22 protein-coding genes and 1 riboswitch are annotated in these 21322 nt (G+C 64.2%); of the genes, 10 read left to right on the top strand and 12 right to left on the bottom strand.

Annotation, left to right across the window (positions count from 1 at the left end; genetic code table 11):
- Window positions 1-18: 18 nt before the first annotated feature.
- The 6 genes from FOY51_RS20405 to FOY51_RS20380 all read right to left on the bottom strand — a co-directional run bounded on the left by FOY51_RS20405 (window position 19) and on the right by FOY51_RS20380 (window position 5394).
- On the bottom strand, window positions 19-1287 hold the full coding sequence (locus FOY51_RS20405) for an HNH endonuclease signature motif containing protein (protein WP_149432087.1): 1269 nt from the start codon (window positions 1285-1287) through the stop codon (window positions 19-21).
- Between the two features lie 60 nt (window positions 1288-1347).
- Entirely contained in the window at window positions 1348-1899 is a 552-nt protein-coding gene (locus FOY51_RS20400; protein WP_235916554.1) for a P-loop NTPase family protein, read from the bottom strand.
- A 56-nt stretch (window positions 1900-1955) separates the two neighbouring features.
- Complete coding sequence (locus FOY51_RS20395; RefSeq protein ID WP_149432086.1) at window positions 1956-3491, bottom strand: acyl-CoA synthetase; 1536 nt, start codon at window positions 3489-3491, stop codon at window positions 1956-1958.
- Window positions 3492-3567: 76 nt separating this feature from the next.
- Window positions 3568-4353 (bottom strand): acyl-[acyl-carrier-protein] thioesterase, encoded by a 786-nt coding sequence (locus tag FOY51_RS20390; protein WP_235916553.1) that lies wholly within the window; start codon window positions 4351-4353, stop codon window positions 3568-3570.
- A gap of 49 nt (window positions 4354-4402) precedes the next feature.
- The gene (locus FOY51_RS20385; protein ID WP_149432084.1) at window positions 4403-4819 is read right to left on the bottom strand and encodes a PaaI family thioesterase; all 417 of its coding nucleotides are present in this window, start codon (window positions 4817-4819) and stop codon (window positions 4403-4405) included.
- A complete protein-coding gene (locus tag FOY51_RS20380; protein ID WP_149432083.1) occupies window positions 4816-5394 on the bottom strand; it encodes a TetR/AcrR family transcriptional regulator in 579 nt (192 codons plus the stop codon). Before FOY51_RS20380 ends, FOY51_RS20385 begins: the two co-directional genes overlap by 4 nt.
- Window positions 5395-5534: 140 nt before the next feature.
- Window positions 5535-5696: riboswitch (cyclic di-AMP (ydaO/yuaA leader) on the top strand.
- A gap of 62 nt (window positions 5697-5758) precedes the next feature.
- Between FOY51_RS20380 and FOY51_RS20375 the strand changes: the two genes are divergently transcribed.
- The 3 genes from FOY51_RS20375 to FOY51_RS20365 all read left to right on the top strand — a co-directional run bounded on the left by FOY51_RS20375 (window position 5759) and on the right by FOY51_RS20365 (window position 8086).
- Entirely contained in the window at window positions 5759-6310 is a 552-nt protein-coding gene (locus FOY51_RS20375) for a C40 family peptidase (protein ID WP_149432126.1), read from the top strand.
- Window positions 6311-6448: 138 nt separating this feature from the next.
- Entirely contained in the window at window positions 6449-7471 is a 1023-nt protein-coding gene (locus tag FOY51_RS20370; protein ID WP_149432082.1) for a DNA polymerase IV, read from the top strand.
- A gap of 27 nt (window positions 7472-7498) precedes the next feature.
- Complete coding sequence (locus tag FOY51_RS20365; RefSeq protein ID WP_149432081.1) at window positions 7499-8086, top strand: HAD family acid phosphatase; 588 nt, start codon at window positions 7499-7501, stop codon at window positions 8084-8086.
- On the opposite strand, the gene FOY51_RS20360 is transcribed toward FOY51_RS20365, so the two are convergent.
- A complete protein-coding gene (locus FOY51_RS20360; protein ID WP_149432080.1) occupies window positions 8083-8781 on the bottom strand; it encodes a TetR/AcrR family transcriptional regulator in 699 nt (232 codons plus the stop codon). The genes FOY51_RS20365 and FOY51_RS20360 overlap by 4 nt on opposite strands.
- Before the next feature lie 100 nt (window positions 8782-8881).
- Between FOY51_RS20360 and FOY51_RS20355 the strand changes: the two genes are divergently transcribed.
- The 5 genes from FOY51_RS20355 to FOY51_RS20335 are packed head-to-tail and all read left to right on the top strand — an operon-like array spanning window position 8882 to window position 14502.
- Window positions 8882-10072 (top strand): lipid-transfer protein, encoded by a 1191-nt coding sequence (locus FOY51_RS20355; protein WP_149432079.1) that lies wholly within the window; start codon window positions 8882-8884, stop codon window positions 10070-10072.
- Between the two features lie 41 nt (window positions 10073-10113).
- Entirely contained in the window at window positions 10114-10545 is a 432-nt protein-coding gene (locus FOY51_RS20350; protein WP_149432078.1) for a type II toxin-antitoxin system Rv0910 family toxin, read from the top strand.
- Complete coding sequence (locus FOY51_RS20345) at window positions 10545-11423, top strand: MaoC/PaaZ C-terminal domain-containing protein (protein ID WP_149432077.1); 879 nt, start codon at window positions 10545-10547, stop codon at window positions 11421-11423. The genes FOY51_RS20350 and FOY51_RS20345 overlap by 1 nt, the downstream gene beginning before the upstream one ends.
- Entirely contained in the window at window positions 11423-12292 is an 870-nt protein-coding gene (locus FOY51_RS20340; RefSeq protein ID WP_149432076.1) for an SDR family oxidoreductase, read from the top strand. Before FOY51_RS20345 ends, FOY51_RS20340 begins: the two co-directional genes overlap by 1 nt.
- 5 nt (window positions 12293-12297) lie before the next feature.
- Window positions 12298-14502, top strand: a complete 2205-nt coding sequence (locus FOY51_RS20335; protein ID WP_149432075.1) for an acyl-CoA dehydrogenase family protein — start codon at window positions 12298-12300, stop codon at window positions 14500-14502.
- 18 nt (window positions 14503-14520) lie between these two features.
- On the opposite strand, the gene FOY51_RS20330 is transcribed toward FOY51_RS20335, so the two are convergent.
- From FOY51_RS20330 to FOY51_RS20320, 3 genes are all read right to left on the bottom strand, one after another.
- Entirely contained in the window at window positions 14521-15510 is a 990-nt protein-coding gene (locus FOY51_RS20330) for an NAD-dependent epimerase/dehydratase family protein (protein WP_149432074.1), read from the bottom strand.
- A 1-nt stretch (window position 15511) separates the two neighbouring features.
- Window positions 15512-17125 (bottom strand): serine/threonine-protein kinase, encoded by a 1614-nt coding sequence (locus tag FOY51_RS20325; protein ID WP_149432073.1) that lies wholly within the window; start codon window positions 17123-17125, stop codon window positions 15512-15514.
- Window positions 17126-17270: 145 nt separating this feature from the next.
- Entirely contained in the window at window positions 17271-18263 is a 993-nt protein-coding gene (locus FOY51_RS20320; protein WP_149432072.1) for an ABC transporter substrate-binding protein, read from the bottom strand.
- A 115-nt stretch (window positions 18264-18378) separates the two neighbouring features.
- Between FOY51_RS20320 and FOY51_RS20315 the strand changes: the two genes are divergently transcribed.
- Window positions 18379-19272 (top strand): oxidoreductase, encoded by an 894-nt coding sequence (locus tag FOY51_RS20315; protein WP_149432071.1) that lies wholly within the window; start codon window positions 18379-18381, stop codon window positions 19270-19272.
- A gap of 3 nt (window positions 19273-19275) precedes the next feature.
- Here the strand turns inward: FOY51_RS20315 and FOY51_RS20310 are convergent, their stop codons facing one another.
- Together FOY51_RS20310 and FOY51_RS20305 are read right to left on the bottom strand one after the other, a co-directional pair.
- Window positions 19276-19698, bottom strand: coding sequence for an organic hydroperoxide resistance protein (locus FOY51_RS20310; RefSeq protein ID WP_149432070.1), 423 nt, complete (start codon window positions 19696-19698; stop codon window positions 19276-19278).
- Entirely contained in the window at window positions 19695-20144 is a 450-nt protein-coding gene (locus tag FOY51_RS20305) for a MarR family winged helix-turn-helix transcriptional regulator (RefSeq protein WP_149432069.1), read from the bottom strand. The genes FOY51_RS20310 and FOY51_RS20305 overlap by 4 nt, the downstream gene beginning before the upstream one ends.
- A 193-nt stretch (window positions 20145-20337) precedes the next feature.
- Here FOY51_RS20305 and FOY51_RS20300 point away from each other — a divergent pair, with 193 nt between their 5' ends.
- Window positions 20338-21249, top strand: a complete 912-nt coding sequence (locus FOY51_RS20300; protein ID WP_149432068.1) for a hypothetical protein — start codon at window positions 20338-20340, stop codon at window positions 21247-21249.
- The last annotated feature ends 73 nt before the right edge of the window (window positions 21250-21322 follow it).

Below are 21322 nucleotides of genomic sequence, written 5' to 3'. Positions count from 1 at the left end.
CAACGTTGTGTGTAGTTGTCAGACGCGGACGGGTGTCCCGCGGTTGTTGGCGGGTATGGGTTCTCGGAATCGGTCGCGTTGCACGGGTGGGATGAACCAGGGGTGCCGGTCGTCGCCGATGATCACGTCCCAGCCGCTGTGATGAATCATCCGGTGATGAAACCGGCAGAGCAGGACCAGATTATCCAAATCCGTCGGTCCGCCATCCGCCCAATGCTTGACATGATGCCCGTCGCACCACGACGGGGGCCGCCCGCAGCCCGGAAACGCGCAGCCGTGATCCCGAGCAACCAACGCCCGCCGCAACTTTCGGGAAATCACCTTGGTAGTTCGACCCAAATCGATCGGGGTGCCGTTCTCGTCCAACAAAATCGGGGACAGGGTGCAGTCACACGCCAACCGACGCACCGTATCGACGGACAGGGGCCCCATCCAGGGCATCCAGCCGACATCGGTGGCGGCGAACATCTCCTCGTAGGCGCCACGATCCGCTGGCGGCTTTTCGACGAGATCCTGGGCATTGATATGGACGTGCAGGTGCGGGCGCTCGTTGCCTTCCTCTGGCCCGCACGCAGCATCGTGGTAGCGGCGCAGCACCTCGGTCAACGCGTCCGCGCGGCGTTGGGCTGGGGTGCGTCGGTCGGGTTCGGCATCGGAGTCGGGTCGCGGTTTCGACAACGGCGACAGGGCGGAGAGCAGCATTTCCCCGGTTTCGGCATCGACATCACCCTTGAGCACGACCCGCCCGTTGCTGGTGGGGGAGGCGAAGAATTCGTTGCGATCGACATCCTCGGCGGGTGGCGGATCATCGGTTTCGAAGACTTGCTTCAGTTTCGCGATCGCACCGCGCAGCACCCGGGTGTCCCGATCTTTCGCGGCGTCGACGAGGAACTTCAGGGCGGCGGGTGCCGCCTCGGCAGGCATCGCGGCCGGGGGTCGTTCCATGAACGAAATGATCATCGCGGCGTGATCGGCGCAGATGTCGTCGGCTTCGTACGCTGCCTGCACCTCCGGACTACTCCGCAGAGCATCCGCGCGCCGTTCGATCCGGACCGCCTCACGGGTGTTCAAAGAGGTGCTGCACGCCAACCAGGCGGCGACACTGGTGTATCCGGACGGGACGGCACCGCGCTCGTTCATGTCGCTGATCAACCGGTACCGCAGCGCTTCGAGACCATGAATGGCGGAGCAGACCTCGAGGAGTGATGACGCCAACGCGTCGTCGGTCAGCTGCCACGACTCGCGGCTCACCGACCTGATCTCTTCGAGAATCTCCCCTAACCCCATGCCCGAATTGTATCGAGAGCCACCGACAAGAAACTCCTGAAACTTTTGGGGCAGTTGGGATTAGGCGCTGAGCTGCTCCAGCCACTGCTCGACCTCGCGTGCCGAGCGCAGGTGCACGATCTGCAGAGATTGGTAGTTCGCCTCGACATCGGGCATCATCTTCCGCACGTCGTTTCGCGTGCGATAGCCCCATCGCAGGATGTGATCGGGATCGGTGAAGATGGTCCGTAGCTTCGGCTCCTTGTTGCCGTTCCAGATCTCCTGTCGGCGAACTCGTCTGATCAGTGTGCGACGAGCGAGGCGCGCAAGGGAGACGCTCGTCGGGAGATCGAGCCACACGAGAGTGTCTGCGCGCGTGAGGATCATGGGGCGAACCACGCGGTACTGCCATTCGGTCACCCAAGATGAACCGCTGGTGATGGCGTCGACGTCTGACTCGAACGAGCTTCGCGCAGTCCAGTCGGGTCCGTGGTAGAGCGAGTCCAGTTCTGTGAAGGGCAGTTCGAGTATCGCGGCGATGCGCCGAGCCATCGTTGTCTTGCCCACCCCGGTTACACCGCCGATGGCAATTCGTCGAGGGTTCCAGGTGATCGGGTCCATCGCGTGCAGCACCGCCCAACCCTAGGCCGCGCAGGTGGATACATCCGCTACCGACTGACGAGGGGGCGTCAAGGCAAAGCTCGAGCAGAGCTGATCGATTCCCGCACTCTCCGGCGGAGCAGTTTGCCCGCTGGAGTGCGGGGCAGTTCGGCCATGAACGTCAGCGCACGCGGGCATTTGTATCCCGCGAGCTGCGAGCGGCAATGCGCCAGTAGGGCTTCGGCCAATTCGTCGTCACCGGTGACGCCTTCATGCGGCTGGACGACCGCGTGCACCGACTGGCCCATCTCGTCGTCATCGACCCCGATCACCGCGATGTCCGCAACGTCGGGATGCATGATCAGCGCGCTCTCGATTTCTTGCGGATAGATGTTCACGCCACCCGAGATGATCAGATCGCTGCGGCGATCCGACAAGTACAGGTATCCGTCCGCATCGACGTAACCCAGATCGCCCAATGTCTGCCAGCCCTTGGCATTTCGTGCCGCAGCCGTCTTCTCCGGATCGTTGTGATAGGTGAACATCTCGGTGTCGCCGAAGTAGACGTTGCCGGTCTCGCCTGCAGGCAGTTCGTTGCCGTCATCGTCGACGATGTGCAGGGTTCCGACGCTGGGCTTGCCCACCGAACCAGGATGGGCAAGCCAGTCGGCAGAATTGATGGCGGTCATGCCACCGCCCTCGCTTCCCGCGTAGTACTCCATCAACACCGGGCCGAGCCAGTCGATCATTTGCCGCTTCACCGGAACCGGGCACGGCGCACCGGCATGAACGACGACGCGAAGGCTCGACAGGTCGTATCGGGCGCGCACCCCGGCAGGCAGCTCGAGCATCCGCACGAACATTGTCGGCACGAACTGCGCATGCGTGATGCGGTGCCGCTCGATCGCCACCAGGCAGGCAACGGGATCGAACGATTCCATGATGACAACCGTGCCGCCGATCCGCTGCACGCCGAGCGACCAGCCAAGGGGCGCAGCGTGATACAGCGGTGCTGGGCATAGGTAGACGGAATCCGCGGTGACGCCGAATCCGTGGTGGAGCGCCACCTCGATAGGCATACCGTTTCCGTACGGCGGGAACGAATGTGTGGGCTTGATGCCCTTCGGCCTGCCCGTTGTCCCGGACGAGTAGAAGAAGTAGAAGCCCTCCAGCGCTTCGTGGCTGCCACCGGAGCGGTCCGCGGCAACGACGTCGTCGTACGACGAGAAGTCGGGCACCTCGCCGCCGGCCGCCAACGCCGTCGCGACCGTCGGACATTTCGCGAGCACGCGTCGTCCGATCTCGGCGTTGTCGTCGCCGATCACGAAAACCTGTGCGCCGCAGTCGTCGGTGACGTACGCGGCCTCGCCTTCGGTGAGGTGCCAGTTGACCGGTGTGTAGTACAGCCCGCTGCGCTGTGCGGCCAGACATACTTCTAGGAACTCGGGTCGATTGCCCATCAGGATGGCGATGTGATCGGCCCGGCGGAGACCTCGCGCCGCGAAAAAATCTGCAAGGCGCCGCGTTCGTGCGTCGAGTTCGGCGAACGTGACGGCGCGACTTCCGTCGGCCATCACGATCGCCAATTTGTCCGGGTCGTTGCCGGCAATGTCGCTCAGTCTCACGGCTCATCTCCGATACAGACAGATGACTTCACTCTAATCCGTCGAACGTGTCGGTCAGCGGTGCGGGCCTGGGTAGCTATTCGCTCGGATCGAGCTGATGCACCCGCACAGCGGTCCGCACTTCGCCGTCGACGACGAACCACAGCTTGAGCGTCGGAATCTCCGTGTCGTCGAAGCGGCCACGCACCATCACGTGCTCGTTGGCCAAAACAGGGGATATGTACTCGATGGTCGCGCGGTGGGGAACGGCCACCAACTTGGGCAGATCGACCAACTGCTCCTCGACGGCGTGCCAGTAGGCGGCGTTGTTCACGTGGTTGTACTGGTCGATATCGGTGGCACGCAGATGGAAGGCCTTGTCCGACTCCGATTCCGGCGGCCCGGGTTCGGTGAGCCAGGGCCGCCAGCGCAGCCGCTGCTCGTTGGTGCTCTCGGACAGATACGCGAGTGCCTTGTCGCTGATGCGCGTCGGCATTCCTGTGGATGCGCTGATGTTGATCCAGAAGCCCATGGTTTCGACGAGGCCGCCGTTGGCGCTCGTCATCCGCACCCGCATGTCGGTCCACCGGGTCGACATCGCCGAGCACCACCGATGCAGCTCCACTGTGTCGGGCCAGACGATGGGCGAGACGACATCGATCACGGTTCGCCGCACGATCCACATCGGATCGGTGTCCTTGAAAAACGTCGCCTGCAGGTTTTCCCACGCGATGTCCTGTAGATATCTGGCGACGCCGTCCAACCTCAGCCGGTTGTCCGGATCCACATCACCTGCACGGACCGGCCATGCCGCCGCGAACGTCGGATTGTCGGCGGTCAGAGGGGCAAGCTGCTGTGCGTACGGCTCTGCTGCGTGTGACACCTTTCGGCTCCTTGCGCTGCCCCGTCGGTGATACCTGTCCATACAAACTTTACGACGGCTGCACCAGTCGCGTCGTACCCTGCGCCGCCGCGCACAGGATCGGGTCGCGGCCCTGCGCTTCGGAATAGATCTCGCAGCGGCAGAGCGCCTGACGTGCCGTTGCCGTCGTCACGGTCGCTTCGGCACGCAACCGCTCGCCGTCGGCCGCGCGGAGGTAGGTGATGGTGAATCCGGCCGTCAGGACGTTAGGTCCGAGTATCGAGCCGCCCGCGAAGGTCAAGGCGTTGTCTGCTGCGTAGGCGAGGACACCGCCGTGGACCAGTCCGAACTGTTGACGCAGTTCGTCGCGGATCGGAATCTCCAGGGTGGCGCTACCGGAGTCGAACGCGGTGATTCGCGCCCCGATCAGCGAGCTGAACGGCTGTGCCGCAAGCACTGCGGCGGCCTGGGCGAGCGTGAGAGTCATCGAAGACCTCCTCGTCGGCGGGGCCGTTGAACCGCTCGCCACGCAGCGTCTGCGAGCGCAGGGGCGACTGCGGACGGTGGCTTCTCGACGGCGCCCGCCAGCCAGAGCCGCGAGTATTCCTGTGCGGGTCCGAGCCACAGTGTGTAGGCGATGTCGAAATCGAGACCTCGTAGTGACCCGTAAGCGGCGTGTGTACGCCAAAACGTGACCACTTTTCGGAAGAAGTCGCGATTGTCCGAATCGCCGTGTAACGAATTTTTGGGACGTGTTCCGGTCAGGATCGTGGCCCGTGCGGGGTGGTCGGTCACCCACTGAAGGTGCGCCTCGACGCCTGCTCTTATGCCCCCTTCGGCAGTCTCGTGATCGCGAACGGCGGCCCAGAACGCGACCTGGTAATCGGTCAGCGCGTGGTCCCAAACACCGTGGTAGAGCGCTGTTTTGTCGGGGAAATGGTGATAGAGCGCGCCGACGCTGACACCGACCTCGCCGCGAATGTCGGACAGGCGCGCGTCGAGCGCTCCCTTGTCGGCAAACTGCTGCTCCGCCGCGAGAATCAACCGATCTCGAACCTGCATGAACCGAATATAGTTCTGGAGATTTGAGGGTGCAACGAGGAATGCGACACGAAGTGGGCGGTTCGGCTGGACATGGGCCTGAGAACTCCGTAACCTTCCTGTGACCTAGTGAACAGCTGCCGATCCACCCGGTTCGGCATCACGTGGCATCGCCTAATCGGAACTCCTCGGAGAACCGAACCGGGAACCCAGTTTCGTTGGGGTGAATCCCCTTTGAGGGTCGCTTGCGGCCTGAAAGGGGTAGGACTGCACTTCCCAGTCCGAACCCGTCAGCTAACTCGGTCGGCGAATTGATTGGAAGAAGGAGATATCTGTTCCGGTGGCGAAACATAGGCAGAAGCGCGATTCCAACCTGACGAGCTCTATGCGTGGCGCTCTCGTCCTGGGTGCGGTGACGGTGGGAGCGGTAGCGGTTCCAGCAGCACCCGCAATGGCCCAGACGATCGACGTTCCCGGCATCGGTCACTTCGATGTTCCCGACTTGCCGGCCATGCCTGCACTTCCCGCGTTGCCTGCGCTGCCCGCGCCGCCGCAGCTGCCCTCCTTTGCTCCGCCGGCCAACCCCCTCGTCCAGACCGATGGTCAGCGCGCGCTCGACGCCGCGAAGACCAAGGTCGGCGCCCAGTACGTCTGGGGCGCTTCGGGACCGTACGCATTCGACTGCTCGGGCCTGATCCAGTGGTCCTACAAGCAGGCCGGTGTCTCCGTCCCGCGCACCACCTACGAATTGGCTCAGTCCGGCGTGCCGATCTCCAAGGCTGACCTGCAGCCCGGCGATGTGGTGCTCTACGACGGTGGCGGCCACGGTGCCCTCTACGCAGGCGACGGCAAGATCGTCCACGCGTCGACCGCCGGCCAGCCCGTCAAGTACGCGCCGCTCGACTCGATGCCGTTCTACGCAGCCCGTCGCTTCTGACCCTCTTCCACACAAAAATGCCCCGGCACACGTTCCGGGGCATTTTTGTGTCCGCACCCCCTCGCTGATCACGAGCAAGAGGTGGCAGATCGGCGACGATCGTCGACCATTTGCTCGTGATCAACGGAGAATCGGGGGATGTGGATCCTGCACGTCGACCTCGACGAGTTCCTGGCCGCAGTCGAGAAGCGCCGCAACCCTGAGCTGATCGGCACGCCCGTCGTCGTCGGCGGGTCGGGTGATCCGACGCAGCGTCGGATGGTGGTGGCGAGTGCGTCGTACGAGGCGCGCGCATTCGGAGTTCATGCCGGGATGCCGTTGCGGGCGGCGCTGAAGAAGTGCCCCGATGCGGCCTTCCTTCCGAGCGATCGCCCAGTTTACGAAGCAGCGTCCGCGGAGGTGATGGACTCGCTGCGCGGCTTCGGGTTTCCGGTCGAGGTGTGGGGGTGGGACGAGGCGTTCGTCGGTGCGGACGTCGCCGATCCGGAAGCGCTGGCCGTCGATATCCGTGCGAAAGTGCTTGCCGATACCCGCTTGTCGTGTGCGGTGGGCGTCGGCGACAACAAGCTGCGCGCGAAGATGGCGACCGGATTCGCCAAGCCCGGTGGGATCCATCGCCTCACCGCCGACGACTGGATGACGGTGCTCGGCGATCGACCGACGCACGAGCTGTGGGGGATCGGCGCGAAGACGTCGAAGAAGCTCGCCGAGCACGCCATGACTACTGTTGCCGAGCTCGCAGCTGCGGATCCACACGACCTTGCCCAGCTGTTCGGCCCCACCACCGGTCCGTGGCTGAGTCGGATAGGCCGCGGCGAGGGCGACACGACCCTCGTCACCGAACCTCGCGTCGCGCGTGGACGTAGCAAGTCCACGACCTTCGCCGACGACCTGACCGACCGCGCAGACATCGACGCGCGCGTAGCGGAGCTGGCGCGTGACGTCGCCGAGGAGGTGATCGGCGCCGGTCGCGTCGTCGAACGGGTTGCGGTGACGGTGCGAACCGCGTCGTTCTTCACGAGGACCAAGATCAGCAAGCTCGCCGCCGCGACCACCGATGTCGATGTGGTTGTCCACGGAGCCCTCGCGGTGCTCGATCGCTTCGAGTTGGATCGGCCGGTCCGGCTGCTGGGTGTTCGCCTCGAATTGCAGGACTTGTAAGCGGTACCGGCTAGGTTTGGATACGTGATGCACAGACTGTCTGCCGCCGTTGCCGTCGTCGTGACCGGGATTGCCCTCGCGGCATCGTCGGGAGGTACGGCCGCCGCGCAGCCGATCGCGTTGGCGCCGCTGCCGTCGTACGACGCGTGGATCGCCGACGTGACTCCCGTTGCGGCACAGGCAAAAGAATTCGTCGAACAGCGCGCACCGCAGGTCACCAAGCCCGCGGTGGTCTTCGATATCGACAACACCACGCTGGAGACGCAGTACCACTTCCACGTGACCCGCATCCCCGCGCTGCAGCCGTCACTCGCTGTCGCGAAGGCGGCCAAGACAAACGGTGCAGCGGTGTTCTTCGTGACGGGACGGCCGGAGGTCCTGCGTGAGGTGAGCCGATCGAACCTCCTGGCGGTCGGGTACCCCGTCGACGGTCTCTACCTGACCGATCTGCAGGACATCGCGAACCTGCAGAAGTACAAGACCGCCGAGCGGACCGCGATCGAGGCGCTGGGCTACACCATCGTCGCCAACATCGGTAACAGCGCAACGGATCTGGCGGGCGGTCATGCTGAGCAGACGTTCAAGCTCCCCGATTACAACGGTGCGCTCAACTAGAGCAAGTCGACGATCGGCGTCGTCTTCTCGACGGGAATCCCGGCATCGCGGAGCGTTCCCTCCAGCACCTGCCAGATCGACGTCTCGAGGAACGACGCGAGGCCGCCCGAACTCAGTCGGGGCCGCGCGCTGCTGAGCCAGCGGTTGACCGTTGCATCGACGAGGCCGAGCAGTGCGAATGCCAACGCCTCGCCGACCTCGGCGTGCTGGGGGCGGTCGGCCAACATGGCATCGAAGAGCCGCGCAAGACCGGCACCGACCGCAGTTTTGGTGCCGGTGACGACGCGGGAACCGGTAGTGCGTCGACTCGCGGAGCCCATGCCCAGAAATTGGTGCAGGCGCGGATAGTCGACAATCCAGCCCACATACGTCTTCACGGCGCGTGCAATCGATTCGCCGACAGTGCCGCGCGGTGTCAGGGCAGGTGTCACTTCGGCCATCAGTCGATCGACGATTCGAGCGCGTAGATGTTCGTCCAGATCGGTGCGGTCCTTGAAGATTCGGTAGATCACCGAGCGCGGTAGGCCTGCTCGATCGGCGATCTCCTGCACGGGGACATCGGTGCCGCCATCGTTGATCGCATCGATCGCCGCCTCGAGTATCCGATCTTTTCTTGCGGCCTTGTGATCGTCCCACCGCGTCGTTCGACCATCGGTGTTGCTGCTCCGACCTGCGTCTACGGCTGTCTCCGACATCCTGAGCACTCTACGCTATTGACTCGGACAGACTGTCTCACTTACTTTAATGTGACAACTTGTCACAGGCAGTCTCTGCCGGATCGAATCAGGAGTGTCCATGGCCAACAGGGTCTTCGTTGTCGGCGTCGGAATGACCAAATTCGAGAAGCCCGGATCGCGGGAGTGGGACTACCCGGACATGGCTCGCGAGGCGGGCACCAAAGCGCTCGAAGACGCCGGAATCGACTACGCGGCAATCGAGCAGGCCTATGTGGGGTACGTCTACGGTGAGTCGACGTCCGGGCAGCGTGCCGTGTACGAGCTGGGGCTCACGGGCATCCCGATCGTCAATGTCAACAACAATTGCTCGACGGGATCCACCGCGCTCTATCTTGCTGCGCAGGCGGTCAAGAGCGGCCAGGCCGACTGCGCGTTGGCGCTCGGCTTCGAGAAGATGCAGAAGGGTTCGCTGGGGTCGACGTTCGACGACCGCGAGCAGCCGATGATGCGCCATCTGCTCGCCCTCGCCGAACTGCAGGAATTCGCAATGCCACCCGCTCCCTACATGTTCGGTGCCGCAGGCAAGGAACACATGGAGCGATACGGCACCACCGCGGAGCAGTTCGCCAAGATCGGTGTGAAGAACCACAAGCACTCGATGAACAATCCGTACGCGCAGTTCCAGGATCCGTACACCCTTGACGAAGTCCTGGACTCGAAGCGGATCTACGGGCCCCTGACGAAGCTGCAGTGCTCGCCGACGTCCGACGGCTCCGGTGCGGCCGTGCTGGCGAGCGAGGCGTTCGTCGACAAGCACGGACTTGCAGGCCAAGCCGTCGAAATCGTCGGCCAGGCAATGGTTACCGACCTTGCGAGCACATTCGCCGATCGGAGTGCCATCAGCCTGGTCGGCGCCGACATGACGCGCACCGCAGCGGCGAAGGTCTACGAGCAGGCAGGCATCACGGCCGAGGACGTCGACGTGATCGAGCTGCACGACTGCTTCTCAGCCAACGAACTGCTCACCTACGAGGCACTCGGCCTGTGTCCGGAGGGTGACGGCGGAAAGTTGGTCGACAACGACGAAACCACGTACGGCGGACGCTGGGTGGTGAATCCCTCGGGTGGGCTGATCTCGAAGGGTCACCCGCTCGGCGCCACCGGGCTTGCCCAGTGCAGCGAGCTCACGTGGCAGCTCCGCGGCACCGCGGACAAGCGGCAGGTCGACGGCGCACGCGTTGCGCTGCAACACAATATCGGGCTCGGCGGCGCGGTGGTCATCACTGCGTACAAGCCCGCCGAACGCTGACAGTTCTCGCACACACCGATCACAACACAAGGAGATTCATCATGGCTTCAGTTTCCGTCACCGCCACCCTGCCCTCGTCGCCCGAGAAGTCCTGGGACGCCCTGTCCGACCTCAACCGCTGGGAAGAGTGGCTGACCATTCACCAGGGCTGGAAGAGCGAAGTCCCCTCGCCGGTCACACTGGACTCCAAGTTCACCGAGGTCGTCTCCGTGATGGGGATGGCGAACAAGATCGAGTGGACCGTCGTCGAGGTGGAAGCACCCACGATGGTGAAGATCAGCGGTACCGGCATGGCCGGCGTCACCGTCGAGTTCGTGTTGTCCGTTGCCCCCGAGGGCACCGGTTCCACCGCGACCATCGACGCCAGCTTCACCGGCACCATGATCGTCGGTCCGATCGGCAAGGCGGTTGCGAAGAACGCCAAGGGCGACCTCGAGGAGTCCCTCGCGAAGTTTGCGCAGCTGGTCGGCTGATGACGACTGCCACGGTGGAATTCGATACTTCAGGCATCGGCGTCTGGACCGACGAAGAGCGTTTCGAGGTCACCGCGGAGCGCATCGCCGAATATGCAGCGGCCACCAACGATCCGATCGAGCGCCATCGCAACGGTGAGATCGCGCCGCCGGTCTTCGCGGTCGTCCCGGTGTTCACGGCGATTGCGCCTGCCGCGTTGTCGGTGGCGCCGGTCGAGCTGCTGATGAAGTTGGTACACGGCGAGCAGGACTTTCATTTCCACCGCCCGATCTATCCGGGCGACGTCCTGATCGCCAAATCGAAGCCGATCGGATTCGCCGGCCGCGAGAACGGCACGTCCGTTGTCTTGTACGCCGAAACACGAACGGACAAAGGCGAACTGGTCAACGAGCAGTGGATGACCGCCTTCTTTCGCAAGGTGGACGCGGGAGCGGGGACAGGTGAAACCGCTCCTGGGCACCGCTTCATCGACGCTCTACGGGTCGCGAAACCGGACGTCGAAGTCGCAGCGCAAATCGACAAGGACCAGACGTTCCGATATTCGCCGGCGTCGGGCGATCCGATGCCGATTCATCTCGACGACGAGATCGCACGAATGTCCGGTCTACCCGGCATCATCAACCACGGTCTCTGCACCATGGCGTTCACATCGTGGGCCGCGCTCACCGAACTGGCGGACGGAAAAGTGGAGCGGCTACGTCGACTCGCAGTCCGCTTCGCGAAACCGGTGCTGCCGGAACAGCAGATCGACACCCGGTTCTGGCGGCAGCCCGAATCGGTCGACGGGGCAACGTCATACGCATTCGAGACCCTCGTCGGCGATCAACTTGTCATGAAGGACGGCCTTGCCGTCATCGCGAATGGGAGTACGCACTGATGGGAATTTTGGACGGACGAGTAGCAATCGTCACCGGTGCCGGACGCGGAATCGGCCGCGAACATGCGTTGCTGTTCGCGAAAGAGGGCGCCAGCGTCGTCGTCAACGATCTCGGCGGTGCCAACGACGGCACCGGTGCCGACGCAGGGCCTGCGCAGCAGGTCGTCGACGAGATCCTCGCGGCAGGTGGCGCGGCAGCTGCGAACACGGACAACATCGCAACGTGGGACGGTGCCAGGCGTGTCGTCGATCAGGCGGTCGCAGATTTCGGACGCCTGGACATCCTGGTCAACAATGCGGGCATTCTGCGCGACGCCTTCATTGCCGGCATCGATGAGGCGCAGTGGGATTCGGTGATCGCCGTTCACCTCAAAGGGCACGCGGCAACGCTGCACCATGCCGCCGCATATTGGAAGGCGCAGTCCAAGGCAGGTGTGGACGTCAACGCCGCTGTGATCAACACGGCGTCGGCATCGGGCACCTTCATGCCCAATGCGGGCCAGGCCAATTACGGCGCGGCCAAGGCGGGTATCGCAGCGCTGACCCTGGTCGCGGCTGACGAACTGGAACGATACGGTGTGCGGGTCAACGCCATCGCGCCGATCGCGCGGACGCGCTTGACCTTGGCGACACCGGGGATGGGGGCGTTGTTCGCCGCCGAGGTTCCCGAGGGCGAGTTCGACGCGTTCGCACCGTCCAACATTTCGCCGTTGGTCGCGTATCTGGCGGGTCCGGACTGCAAGCTCACCGGCAAGGTCTTCGCCGTTCAAGGCGGCGGCATCACCGAACTCGCGGGTTGGCACGATGTCAGCACCATCGAGAGCGACGGTCCGTGGACCGTCGCCGATCTCACCGACAAGTTGGGGTGAGGCGCATGTCCCGTTCCACATACGAGTTGGGGCTCGGCCTCACCGACGAACACGTTGCCCTCGCAGAATCTGTGCGCGCATTCGCAGAACGAACCATCACCACTGCACAGGTACGCGAGGCGCTGGAAGCGCGCGTCGAAGCGAAGCTGCCGCCGTTCTGGTCGGCATTGGCCGGTCAAGATCTGCTCGGCCTGCACGCGCCTGCCGAGCAGGGCGGCAGCGACGCGGGTTTGCTGACGCTGGCCGTAGCGCTGGAGGCGTTGGGCCGAACCGTTGCGCCCGGCCCGTTCGTGCCGACCGCGCTGACGATCGCCGTGTTGGCTGCCGCGGATACCAAGATCGGCATCGAGGTGCTACCCGCGCTGATCGACGGAAGCCGCACCGGCGCAGTAGCTCTCGGTGATCCGCTGAACGCAACACGAGACGAGGACGGTTATCGAGTCTCGGGAGCGACCGACGCCGTCATCGGCGGCGAGCATGCCGACGTGCTGCTTCTGCCCGTGCGGGTGGACGGCGATGTCCGATGGCTGGTCGTCGAGAAGTCCGACGTGCGCACCACTGCGCAGGACAGCATCGACCTGCTGCGTCGTTCCGCGCGTATCGATGTCGACGATGTGCATGTCGGCGCGGATCGACTTTTGGATTCCATTGCGGAAGAGCGGATCCGGTCGATCGCGGCCGTCGTGCTCGGCGCCGAGGCTATCGGCGTCATGTCGTGGTGTGTTTCCACGGCAGCCGAGTACGCGAAGACGCGCATTCAGTTCGGCCGCCCGATCGGCCAGTTCCAGGGTGTCAAGCACAAGTGCGCCAGGATGGGCATCGCGTTGGAACAGGCGCGTGCGGTGCTCTGGGACGCCGCCAGTGCCATCGACAAGGGCGACGCGACAGCGGATTACGCGGCGGACATCGCGGCCGTCATCGTGCCCGACGCCGCCGTCGAGTGCGCGCAGGACTGCATTCAGGTGCACGGCGGGATCGGCTTCACGTGGGAGCACGATGCGCATCTGTACTACCGGCGTGCGCTGGCAATTCGGAGTGTCCTCGGTACCAGGGAGGAGCGGGCGGGCCGGGTTGCCGACCGCGCGTTGGCAGGCGTCACGAGGGCGTCGGAGTTGGAGCTTCCCGACGAGGCCGCCGCGCTCCGGACACAGGTCGCCGCCGAGCTTGCACCGCTCGTCGAACTGGACGAGGACGATCAGCTGATCGCATTGGGCGACGGCGGGTGGGTACAGCCGCACCTGCCGAAGCCATACGGGCGCAGTGCATCTCCGTTGGAGCAGATCGTCATCGCCCAAGAGGTGAAGACAGCGGGCATTGCGATGCCGCAGCTGCTGATGGGTGGCTGGGCGGTACAGGCCGTCGTGGCACACGGCACCGAACAGCAGAAGCGGGACCTAGCGGTGCCGACGTTGCAGGGTGAGCTGGTGTGGTGCCAGCTGTTCAGCGAGCCCGGCGCGGGTTCGGATCTGGCGTCGCTGACCACCAAGGCGGAGAAGGTGGACGGCGGTTGGAAGGTCACCGGGCAGAAGATCTGGACGACGGTCGCGCAGTTCGCGGACTGGGCCATGCTCATCGCGCGGACGGATACGAGCAAGCCGAAGCACCAGGGGATCACGTATTTCGTCCTGGACATGTCGACACCGGGTGTCACGGTGCGGCCGTTGCGAGAGATGACTGGATCGGCTCTCTTCAACGAGGTATTCCTCGACGAGGTGTTCATACCCGACGAGAACGTGGTCGGCGAGGTCGACGACGGCTGGAACGTCGCTCGGACAACCCTTGCGGGAGAACGGGTTGCGCTGAGCCAGAAGATGGAAGCATATGCGACGGACAAGGACCTGCTGCAATTCGCGCAGGGACGCGACCTGTCGCCGATGGCACGACATCGATTGGGCGAGTTGGTCGCCGAGAGTCAGGCGATCGACGTGATCGGTGCGCGGGTCGTGTTGAAGCAGCTTTCCGGAATCGACGTGGGCACCACGTCGAGCGTGGGCAAACTCCTGGGCATGCAGTTGGGTCAATCGATCGCCGAGTTCGTGGTCGCGGAACTCGGAGCCGCAGGGGCAGTGAGCATTCCAGGGCAGCCGAGCGACAAAGCGATGGAACAGTTGATCGCAGGTCGGGCGACCACGATCTACGGCGGCACCACGGAGGTGCAGCTCAACGTGATCGGCGAGCGAATGTTGGGGTTGCCGAGAGACGCCGCGTGACGGTCGCGCGGTCGGAAGTCAGAGCCTGCCGACCGCGCGCAACCCGGCCACCGTGTCCGCCAGGGTTTCTCGCGGATCGCGATAGGTGACGCCGAGCTCGCGTTCGCTGGGACTGTCGTCGGCAGGCGGCATCTGCGTGTAGTACTGCATGGCGGCTTCGGTGATCGGGGTGTCGAACGGCAGGAACCGATCGAACTGATCGACCAGCTTGCCGACACCCCGGAGAACAGTGTCCGGCACCGGAAGTACGTGCAGCGCTTTGCCACTGGCGTCACCGAGCATGCTCGCGAGCTCGGGCAAGGGCACGCGTGTGCCACCCGCCATGTATCGCCGTGCGCCTTTGCCGCGTTCGATCAGCCCCAGATGCACAGCCGCGAGATCGCGCACGTCGACCAATGTCCACGCCGCATTTCGCCCGGGGAGCAGGCCCATCTGCAATGCCGCCTGCACCCCTTCGGCAGCCTCGCCGAACTGATCTCCCGCGGGTGGGCCGAGCACCATCCCCGGATAGGTGATGTTCACCGGTGCTCCACCGTCCTGCATCCCCCGCGCGTACAGCTCGACCTGCGCCTTCGACTGGCCGTACGCGTCCTTGCCGCCGATCACCGGCAGGTCGGTCGTGAGCATGTCCAGGTCCGGCGTGAACAGTGCGCTGAAGCTCGAAACGTGGATGATCGGGTCGAGGCCCAGCCGTGCTGCAGTGCCCAGAACATTGCGTGCGCCTTCGATATTGGTAGCCAGCATCTGCTCGGCGTGTTTCGTGTCGGTCGCGACGAGGGCGGCAGCGTGCAGGACTGCATCGCACCCATCGAGTGCGGTGATGACCGACGCGCGATCGGTGATGTCACCTATCGCGTAGTCGCTGGTGTCGACGCCGATCTTCGCAGCGCTGGTGGTCAGCCGATGAGGGTTGCGGACGAAGAATCGCACATCGTGACCCGCGTCGGCGATCGCCTTCGCGCTCCATGCGCCGACGAATCCCGTTCCACCGGTGATCAATACGCGCACGTCAGCTGCTCACGATAGGGACCAACGCAGGATCCATCACGTCGGCGAGAACCGACCACGGAATCGTGATGTCGATCAAACCGCTGTCGGGCGAGGCAACTTGTCCTTGGTCGAAACGTATCGACATCCCCGCGGGCGTTGCCAGCCAGTTGGTGAAGTTGGGTGTTGTGGGGGCGATCCCGGCTCGCAGGAAGCCCGTACCCGCCTTCGTTGCCGGGAGCAGTTCGGCTGCGCGCGCGGAAAGCCGCTGCAGGCCTGCGTAAGTGTTCGTAAACAGACTGTCGAGCGTGATCGGCTTGGCCGTATCGGCATCGATCACGGTCGTCGCGATCAGCGAAGTGGGCTGCGCCCCTGCGGAATTCCAGTCTGTCAGCAGCAATCCGCTGATCACGTGGTCACTGGCGTGCACGACCGAGCTGCGATTTCCGGACAACGTGAACTGTGCCGGAGCCGCGACACCTGCCTGATTCTTCAACGACGATCGGATGGCGTCATTGAATGCTGTTGCGGCTGCTGCATTCTGGCCGGCGACCTGAGGGATCGTGACGTCGTAACTCCCAACGCCGGTACGGCCTTGCACGCGTTGATTCGTGGCCGTGAAGGCCGGAGCTGCGGCACCTTGCGTGGCTTGACTCGACGTCGGCTGCGCTGCGGCTGGTTGCTCACCGCTGGGTGGCCGGGTCGCGAAGACGACGCCTGCGGCAATCGCGACAATCGCAACTGCTGCGATCAACGCCAGCACTATCGGTCGCCGAGAGTGGGGCGGCTCCGGCGAACCGAAGTCGACGTCCGGAGAGTCGTTCTCGCGCAACGCCGCCGCAGCAGCATCGGCAAGTTCGGTACAGCTGTTGAAACGCTCGGACGGATACTTCGCCAAGGCCCGGACGATTACGTCGTTCATGGCGGGAGGCAGAGTCGAGACCATGTCGGTGGGATGCGGTGGTGGCTCGGTCATGTGCGCGTTCACCATCGCGAGCGGATTCCACCGAGGGAAAGGCACTGTGTCGGTGAGTAATTCGTATAGCACGCAGCCGAGCGCGTACACGTCGGCGCGGTGATCGACGGCGTGCCCCTCCAGCTGTTCCGGTGCCGTGTACGCGAGGGCGGCGGGGGTCTCGCCACCGTGGGCGTAGCGCGCGTCGTCCATCGAATGCGCAATGCCGAAGTCGGTGACCAAGGCGCGATCGTCGCCGATCAGAATGTTCGCAGGCTTGATGTCGCGATGCAGCAGGCCGCGCGAATGCGCGTAGTCGATGCCCCGCGCCGCGTCGGCGATGATGGCAACCGCACGCTGCGGGGAGAGTTCGGTTCCGGTCAGTCGAGAAGCGTCGGGCCCATCGATGTATTCGGTCGCCAACCAAAGCTGATCGTGGTCGGCGCCGCGGTCGAGCACGGGAACGATGTTCGGATGGCCGATTCGCCGTGCCAGATCGGCTTCACGTTCGAAGCGAGCACGAAAAACCGAACTGTCGACGTCACCGCCGTCCAGAAGTTTGAGAGCTTCTGGCTCGGACCGACCTGGACGCGTGACTAAGTAGACCGCTCCCATACTGCCAGTTCCGAGAAGCCGGTCGATCGTAAATCCGGCAAAGGCAGAACCGGTATCGAGCGTCACGGCGCGAAGGATATCCCAACGTCAGGAGGGGTGCAGCTATGCGTTCCTCGTAATCATTCTTAATCAGCACGATCTGCGTACGTCTGACGAACGCAAGCGGTGGCGCCCGCGCGATGCGAGCGCCACCGCCGTCTGTGTAGTTCGACTACTTCGCCGCGTTGGCGAATGCCGGGTCGAGCTTGTCGAGCAGGTACGGCACAGACAGCGCGCTCGGCGTGTTCAGGCCGGAGCCGGATGCGATGTCGAGGAACGCGACGCTGTTCTTCTGCACTGCGGGCAGCGTTGCGTAGCCGGGGAGCTGCTTGAACGTCTCCTCCATACCGGGAGCCGCGGTTGCGACCAGAAGATCCGACGTCAGGTCGCCGACCCGCTCGGGCGAGAGCGCGAGACGACCACCGGTCGCAGCGGCCTGATCGACCAGGTTCTGCGGTGCGACCATGCCGAGTCGGGTGAAGATCGTGCTCGATCCGTCCTTCGGATCCGCGAGAACCATTAGCTGCGTCGGCGTCGACAGGAAGGACGTCAGGAAGCTCTTGCCCTTCAGGCCGGGGTAGCGCGTGCCGACGGCTTCGATCTTGCCGTTGACGTCGTCCACCACCTTTTTCGCCTCGTCGGGCTTGTGCAGCACCTTGCCCAGCACGTCGACCTGCTGGTCCCACGCCTCCACGGCGCCGGAACCGACGTTGGCGATGGTCGGCGCGAGCTTGGTGAGCTTGTCGTAGGTGGCCTGGTCGACGAGGAAGCCCGGCACCAGGATCAGATCCGGGTTCAGAGCCGCTACCTGCTCGACCAGATCGCCCTGTGCGTCAAGCGCCTTCGATTCCTTCAGCGATGCAGGCTCCCAAGGGGCGGGGGTACCGCCGCTCATGGCCGAGACGGTGTCGACGTAGCCGACCGGCTTGACACCCAAAGCCTGAGCCGCGTCGAGCCACTGGCTACCGATCGTGACGACCCGTTGCGGCGTGCCCTCGATGTTCGTCGTCCCGAGCGAGTGCTTGATCGACACCGTCTCCGTGGACTCTTGTTTGGCGTCGGTGCTGTCACTTCCGCAGGCGGCGGGCGCGAGTACGGCGACGGTTGCCAGCAGGGCAAGGGCGCACCGCCGGACGCCGCGGGTGTTTGTTGTACGTGTTCTCACTCTGACTCCTCGGGTGAACGTAGAGCTTTATCTTTGCATAGCCTTACCTGAGTTTGCCAAGGCTAGGCTAATTATTGACGTAGAGCGGCGAGGCACTGCTCGCTAGACTTCGCTGATGACCGCAAACGCCACGTCGTCGCACTGGACCGAGCAGGACATCCCCGATCAGGCGGGGCGAACCGTCATCGTCACCGGCGCGAACAGCGGTCTCGGTGAGATGGCCGCACGTGCGCTCGTCCGAAAGAACGCGCACGTGGTGTTGGCGTGCCGCAACACCACGAAGGGCAAGGCGGTTGCGGACACCATCGGCGACGGTGCCGAAGTGCGCGAACTCGATCTCGCGGACCTGTCGTCGGTGCGGTCGTTCGCGGCTGCCGTCGACAAGGTCGACGTGCTGATCAACAACGCCGGCGTGATGGCGGTACCGAAGCGCAAGACCGCCGACGGCTTCGAGATGCAAATCGGCACAAACCATCTCGGGCATTTCGCGCTGACCGGCCTACTGCTCGATCGCATTGCGGATCGAGTCGTCACGATGTCGAGCGGCGTGCACGCGATCGGCTCGATCGGCATCGACGACCTCAACTACGAGCATCGTCGTTACGAGAGTTGGACCGCCTACGGTCAATCGAAGTTGGCCAATCTGCTGTTCGCGTACGAACTGCAGCGGCGGCTGGAGGCTGCGGGATCGCCGGTCAAATCGCTTGCGGCACATCCGGGTTACGCGGCAACCAACTTGCAGTCGCACACCGAATCGATCATGGATCGGGTGATGGCCATCGGCAACAAGGTGATTGCGCAGAAAGCCGAGATGGGCGCGCTACCGGAGCTGTACGCGGCCACATCGCCTGCCGCCGAAGGCGGGCAGTTCATCGGGCCCGACGGGCTCGGCAACCTGCGCGGCCACCCGACGACCAACAAGTCGAACAAGAAGTCGCGGGACGTCGAGATGGCCGGCAAGTTGTGGGCGCTCTCGGAGCAGCTCACCGGAGTGAGCTACTCCTTCTGAGGGTCAGTCCTCCGCGACGGTGACCGTCACGTCGATGTTGCCGCGGGTCGCGTTGGAGTACGGGCACACCTGATGGGCCTTGTCGGCCAGCGCCTGTGCTTCCTCGCGGGAGAGGTGAGGCAGCGACACTTCGAGGGTGACCTCGAGGCCGAAGCCACCGGCGTCGTTGGGGCCGATGCCGACCTTGGCGCCGACGGCGGAGTCGTTGACGTTGGCCTTGTCGCGCTGGCCGACCAGTCGTAGTGCCGAGTGGAAGCACGCGGCATAGCCTGCGGCGAAAAGCTGCTCGGGGTTGGTGCCCTGCCCGTTGCCGCCCATTTCCTTCGGCGTCGCGAGTTCGACGTCGATCTTGCCGTCGGTGCTGCGAGCGTGCCCGTCGCGACCGCCGCCGGTTGCGAGTGCTTCTGCCGTGTAGAGAATCTTCACAGGGTTTCCTCCGTTGAGTACGAGTGCAGTGAATCGGACAGCCGCACAAGGACTTTGCGCAGTGCGGCAAGTTCCTCGTCGGACATTTGGGTGGCGTCGAGGATTGTGCGCGGAATCGCGTTTGCCTCGGCCTTCAGTTCCTTGCCTGCCTGGGTCAGGACAATTTCGACGCGCCGCTCATCGGCTGCGAGTCGGCGTCGTTCCACCAGGCCCAGGGCGCCGAGTCGCTTGAGCAGCGGCGACAGTGTCCCGGTATCGAGAGCAAGTTCGGCGCAGATTTCGCTGACGCCACGGCCATCGCGCTCCCAGAGCACCAGCATCACCAGATATTGCGGATAGGTGAGTCCAAGCCGGTCCAGGATGGGGCGATAAACGGCAGTCGTAGCCCGCGACGCGGCATACAGCGCAAAGCACAGCTGCTTGTCGAGTGCGAGGTCGTTGGCCATGGACTCAATGTAGCGCACAACTAGGTTGTGTGCAATATAAATTGGCGACGCACTCCCTTTCCTGCTCACGCATCCAAAAATCCCCGTGCATGAGCAGTAGTACGGGTGACCCGTACTTCTGCACAGCCCTTGATCCATCCACAATCCGAATGTGTGGCCTGTTGCGGAGGACTGGGCCCAGCAGGATTCACGTATGGAACTGATTCGACGGCAGAAAGCCTTGGCAGAGGGACACACCGACGACGAGTTGGGTCGGCAATGCAAGTCGGGTGCGCTGGTGCGCGTTCGGCCCGGAACCTATGCGGCGGGCGCCGGTTTCGCGGAATTGTCTGCCCAAGATCGCTATCTGCTGCGAATCAGGTCGACTGCCGCCGCACACAACGCGAATATCGCGATCAGTCACGTATCGGCCGCGGCCCTCTTGGGCCTGCCGCTGTGGAACGTCGACCTGCGGCGAGTCCACCTCACGCGCGCATCGAGCAGTGGCGGCCGCATAACCCAGGCTCGGCACTTGCACGCGTCGCCGCTCGATGCCGCGGACTGCACGACGATCGGCGACCTGACGGTGACCTCGCCGCAACGCACCGTAGTCGATGTCGGTCGAACCGAGGATTTCGAGCAGTCAGTGGTGATCGGTGACGCAGCCGTGCGCACCTACTACGGCATCGACCCTGCCGCGGTGATCGCCACTATGAGCGGGTGGCCCGGGCTCCCCGCTGCCCGTCGGGTGTGTGCTTTTCTCGACGGACGAAGCGAGAGCGTAGGCGAATCACGAAGTCGAGTGCTGCTCAGTCGCATCGGTTTGCCTACACCGGAGCTGCAGCATCAGGTCTTTTCAGCCGATGGCCTGCTACTGGGGCGTGCCGACTTCAGCTTTCCTGAGTTCGGCGTCCTCGGTGAATTCGATGGACGGATCAAGTACGGGCGGCTTCTTCGTCCCGGCCGAACGGCCGGTGATGCCGTCTTCGAGGAGAAACGACGTGAAGATGCGCTCCGCGACGCGGGGTGGGAGATGGTCCGATGGACCTGGTCGGATCTCGACGAACCGCAGGACCTGCGTCGCCGGTTCGACCGGGCTATTGCCCGCGGTCGTGCTCGGATCTGACCTCTCGCACTCGAGTTACGACCCGCGCACCGGAATTCGGGGTGTGCGGAGCGAAACTGGGGTGCGCGGAGGC

The organism is Antrihabitans cavernicola (assembly GCF_008297975.1).
Taxonomy (GTDB): Bacteria; Actinomycetota; Actinomycetes; order Mycobacteriales; family Mycobacteriaceae; genus Antrihabitans; species Antrihabitans cavernicola.
Note: the sequence above shows the minus strand (reverse complement) of the source record. Positions and strands in the feature narration are given on the sequence as shown.

Coding starts and splice junctions, on each gene's coding strand:
- FOY51_RS20300 (WP_149432068.1), top strand. CDS start 20,338: ATGGAACTGATTCGACGGCAGAAAGCCTTGGCAGAGGGACACACCGAC.
- FOY51_RS20385 (WP_149432084.1), bottom strand. CDS start 4,819: ATGACTCTCACGCTCGCCCAGGCCGCCGCAGTGCTTGCGGCACAGCCG.
- FOY51_RS20370 (WP_149432082.1), top strand. CDS start 6,449: ATGTGGATCCTGCACGTCGACCTCGACGAGTTCCTGGCCGCAGTCGAG.
- FOY51_RS20405 (WP_149432087.1), bottom strand. CDS start 1,287: ATGGGGTTAGGGGAGATTCTCGAAGAGATCAGGTCGGTGAGCCGCGAG.
- FOY51_RS20345 (WP_149432077.1), top strand. CDS start 10,545: ATGACGACTGCCACGGTGGAATTCGATACTTCAGGCATCGGCGTCTGG.
- FOY51_RS20355 (WP_149432079.1), top strand. CDS start 8,882: ATGGCCAACAGGGTCTTCGTTGTCGGCGTCGGAATGACCAAATTCGAG.
- FOY51_RS20315 (WP_149432071.1), top strand. CDS start 18,379: ATGACCGCAAACGCCACGTCGTCGCACTGGACCGAGCAGGACATCCCC.
- FOY51_RS20305 (WP_149432069.1), bottom strand. CDS start 20,144: ATGGCCAACGACCTCGCACTCGACAAGCAGCTGTGCTTTGCGCTGTAT.
- FOY51_RS20335 (WP_149432075.1), top strand. CDS start 12,298: ATGTCCCGTTCCACATACGAGTTGGGGCTCGGCCTCACCGACGAACAC.
- FOY51_RS20365 (WP_149432081.1), top strand. CDS start 7,499: ATGCACAGACTGTCTGCCGCCGTTGCCGTCGTCGTGACCGGGATTGCC.
- FOY51_RS20360 (WP_149432080.1), bottom strand. CDS start 8,781: ATGTCGGAGACAGCCGTAGACGCAGGTCGGAGCAGCAACACCGATGGT.
- FOY51_RS20350 (WP_149432078.1), top strand. CDS start 10,114: ATGGCTTCAGTTTCCGTCACCGCCACCCTGCCCTCGTCGCCCGAGAAG.
- FOY51_RS20340 (WP_149432076.1), top strand. CDS start 11,423: ATGGGAATTTTGGACGGACGAGTAGCAATCGTCACCGGTGCCGGACGC.
- FOY51_RS20380 (WP_149432083.1), bottom strand. CDS start 5,394: ATGCAGGTTCGAGATCGGTTGATTCTCGCGGCGGAGCAGCAGTTTGCC.
- FOY51_RS20375 (WP_149432126.1), top strand. CDS start 5,759: ATGCGTGGCGCTCTCGTCCTGGGTGCGGTGACGGTGGGAGCGGTAGCG.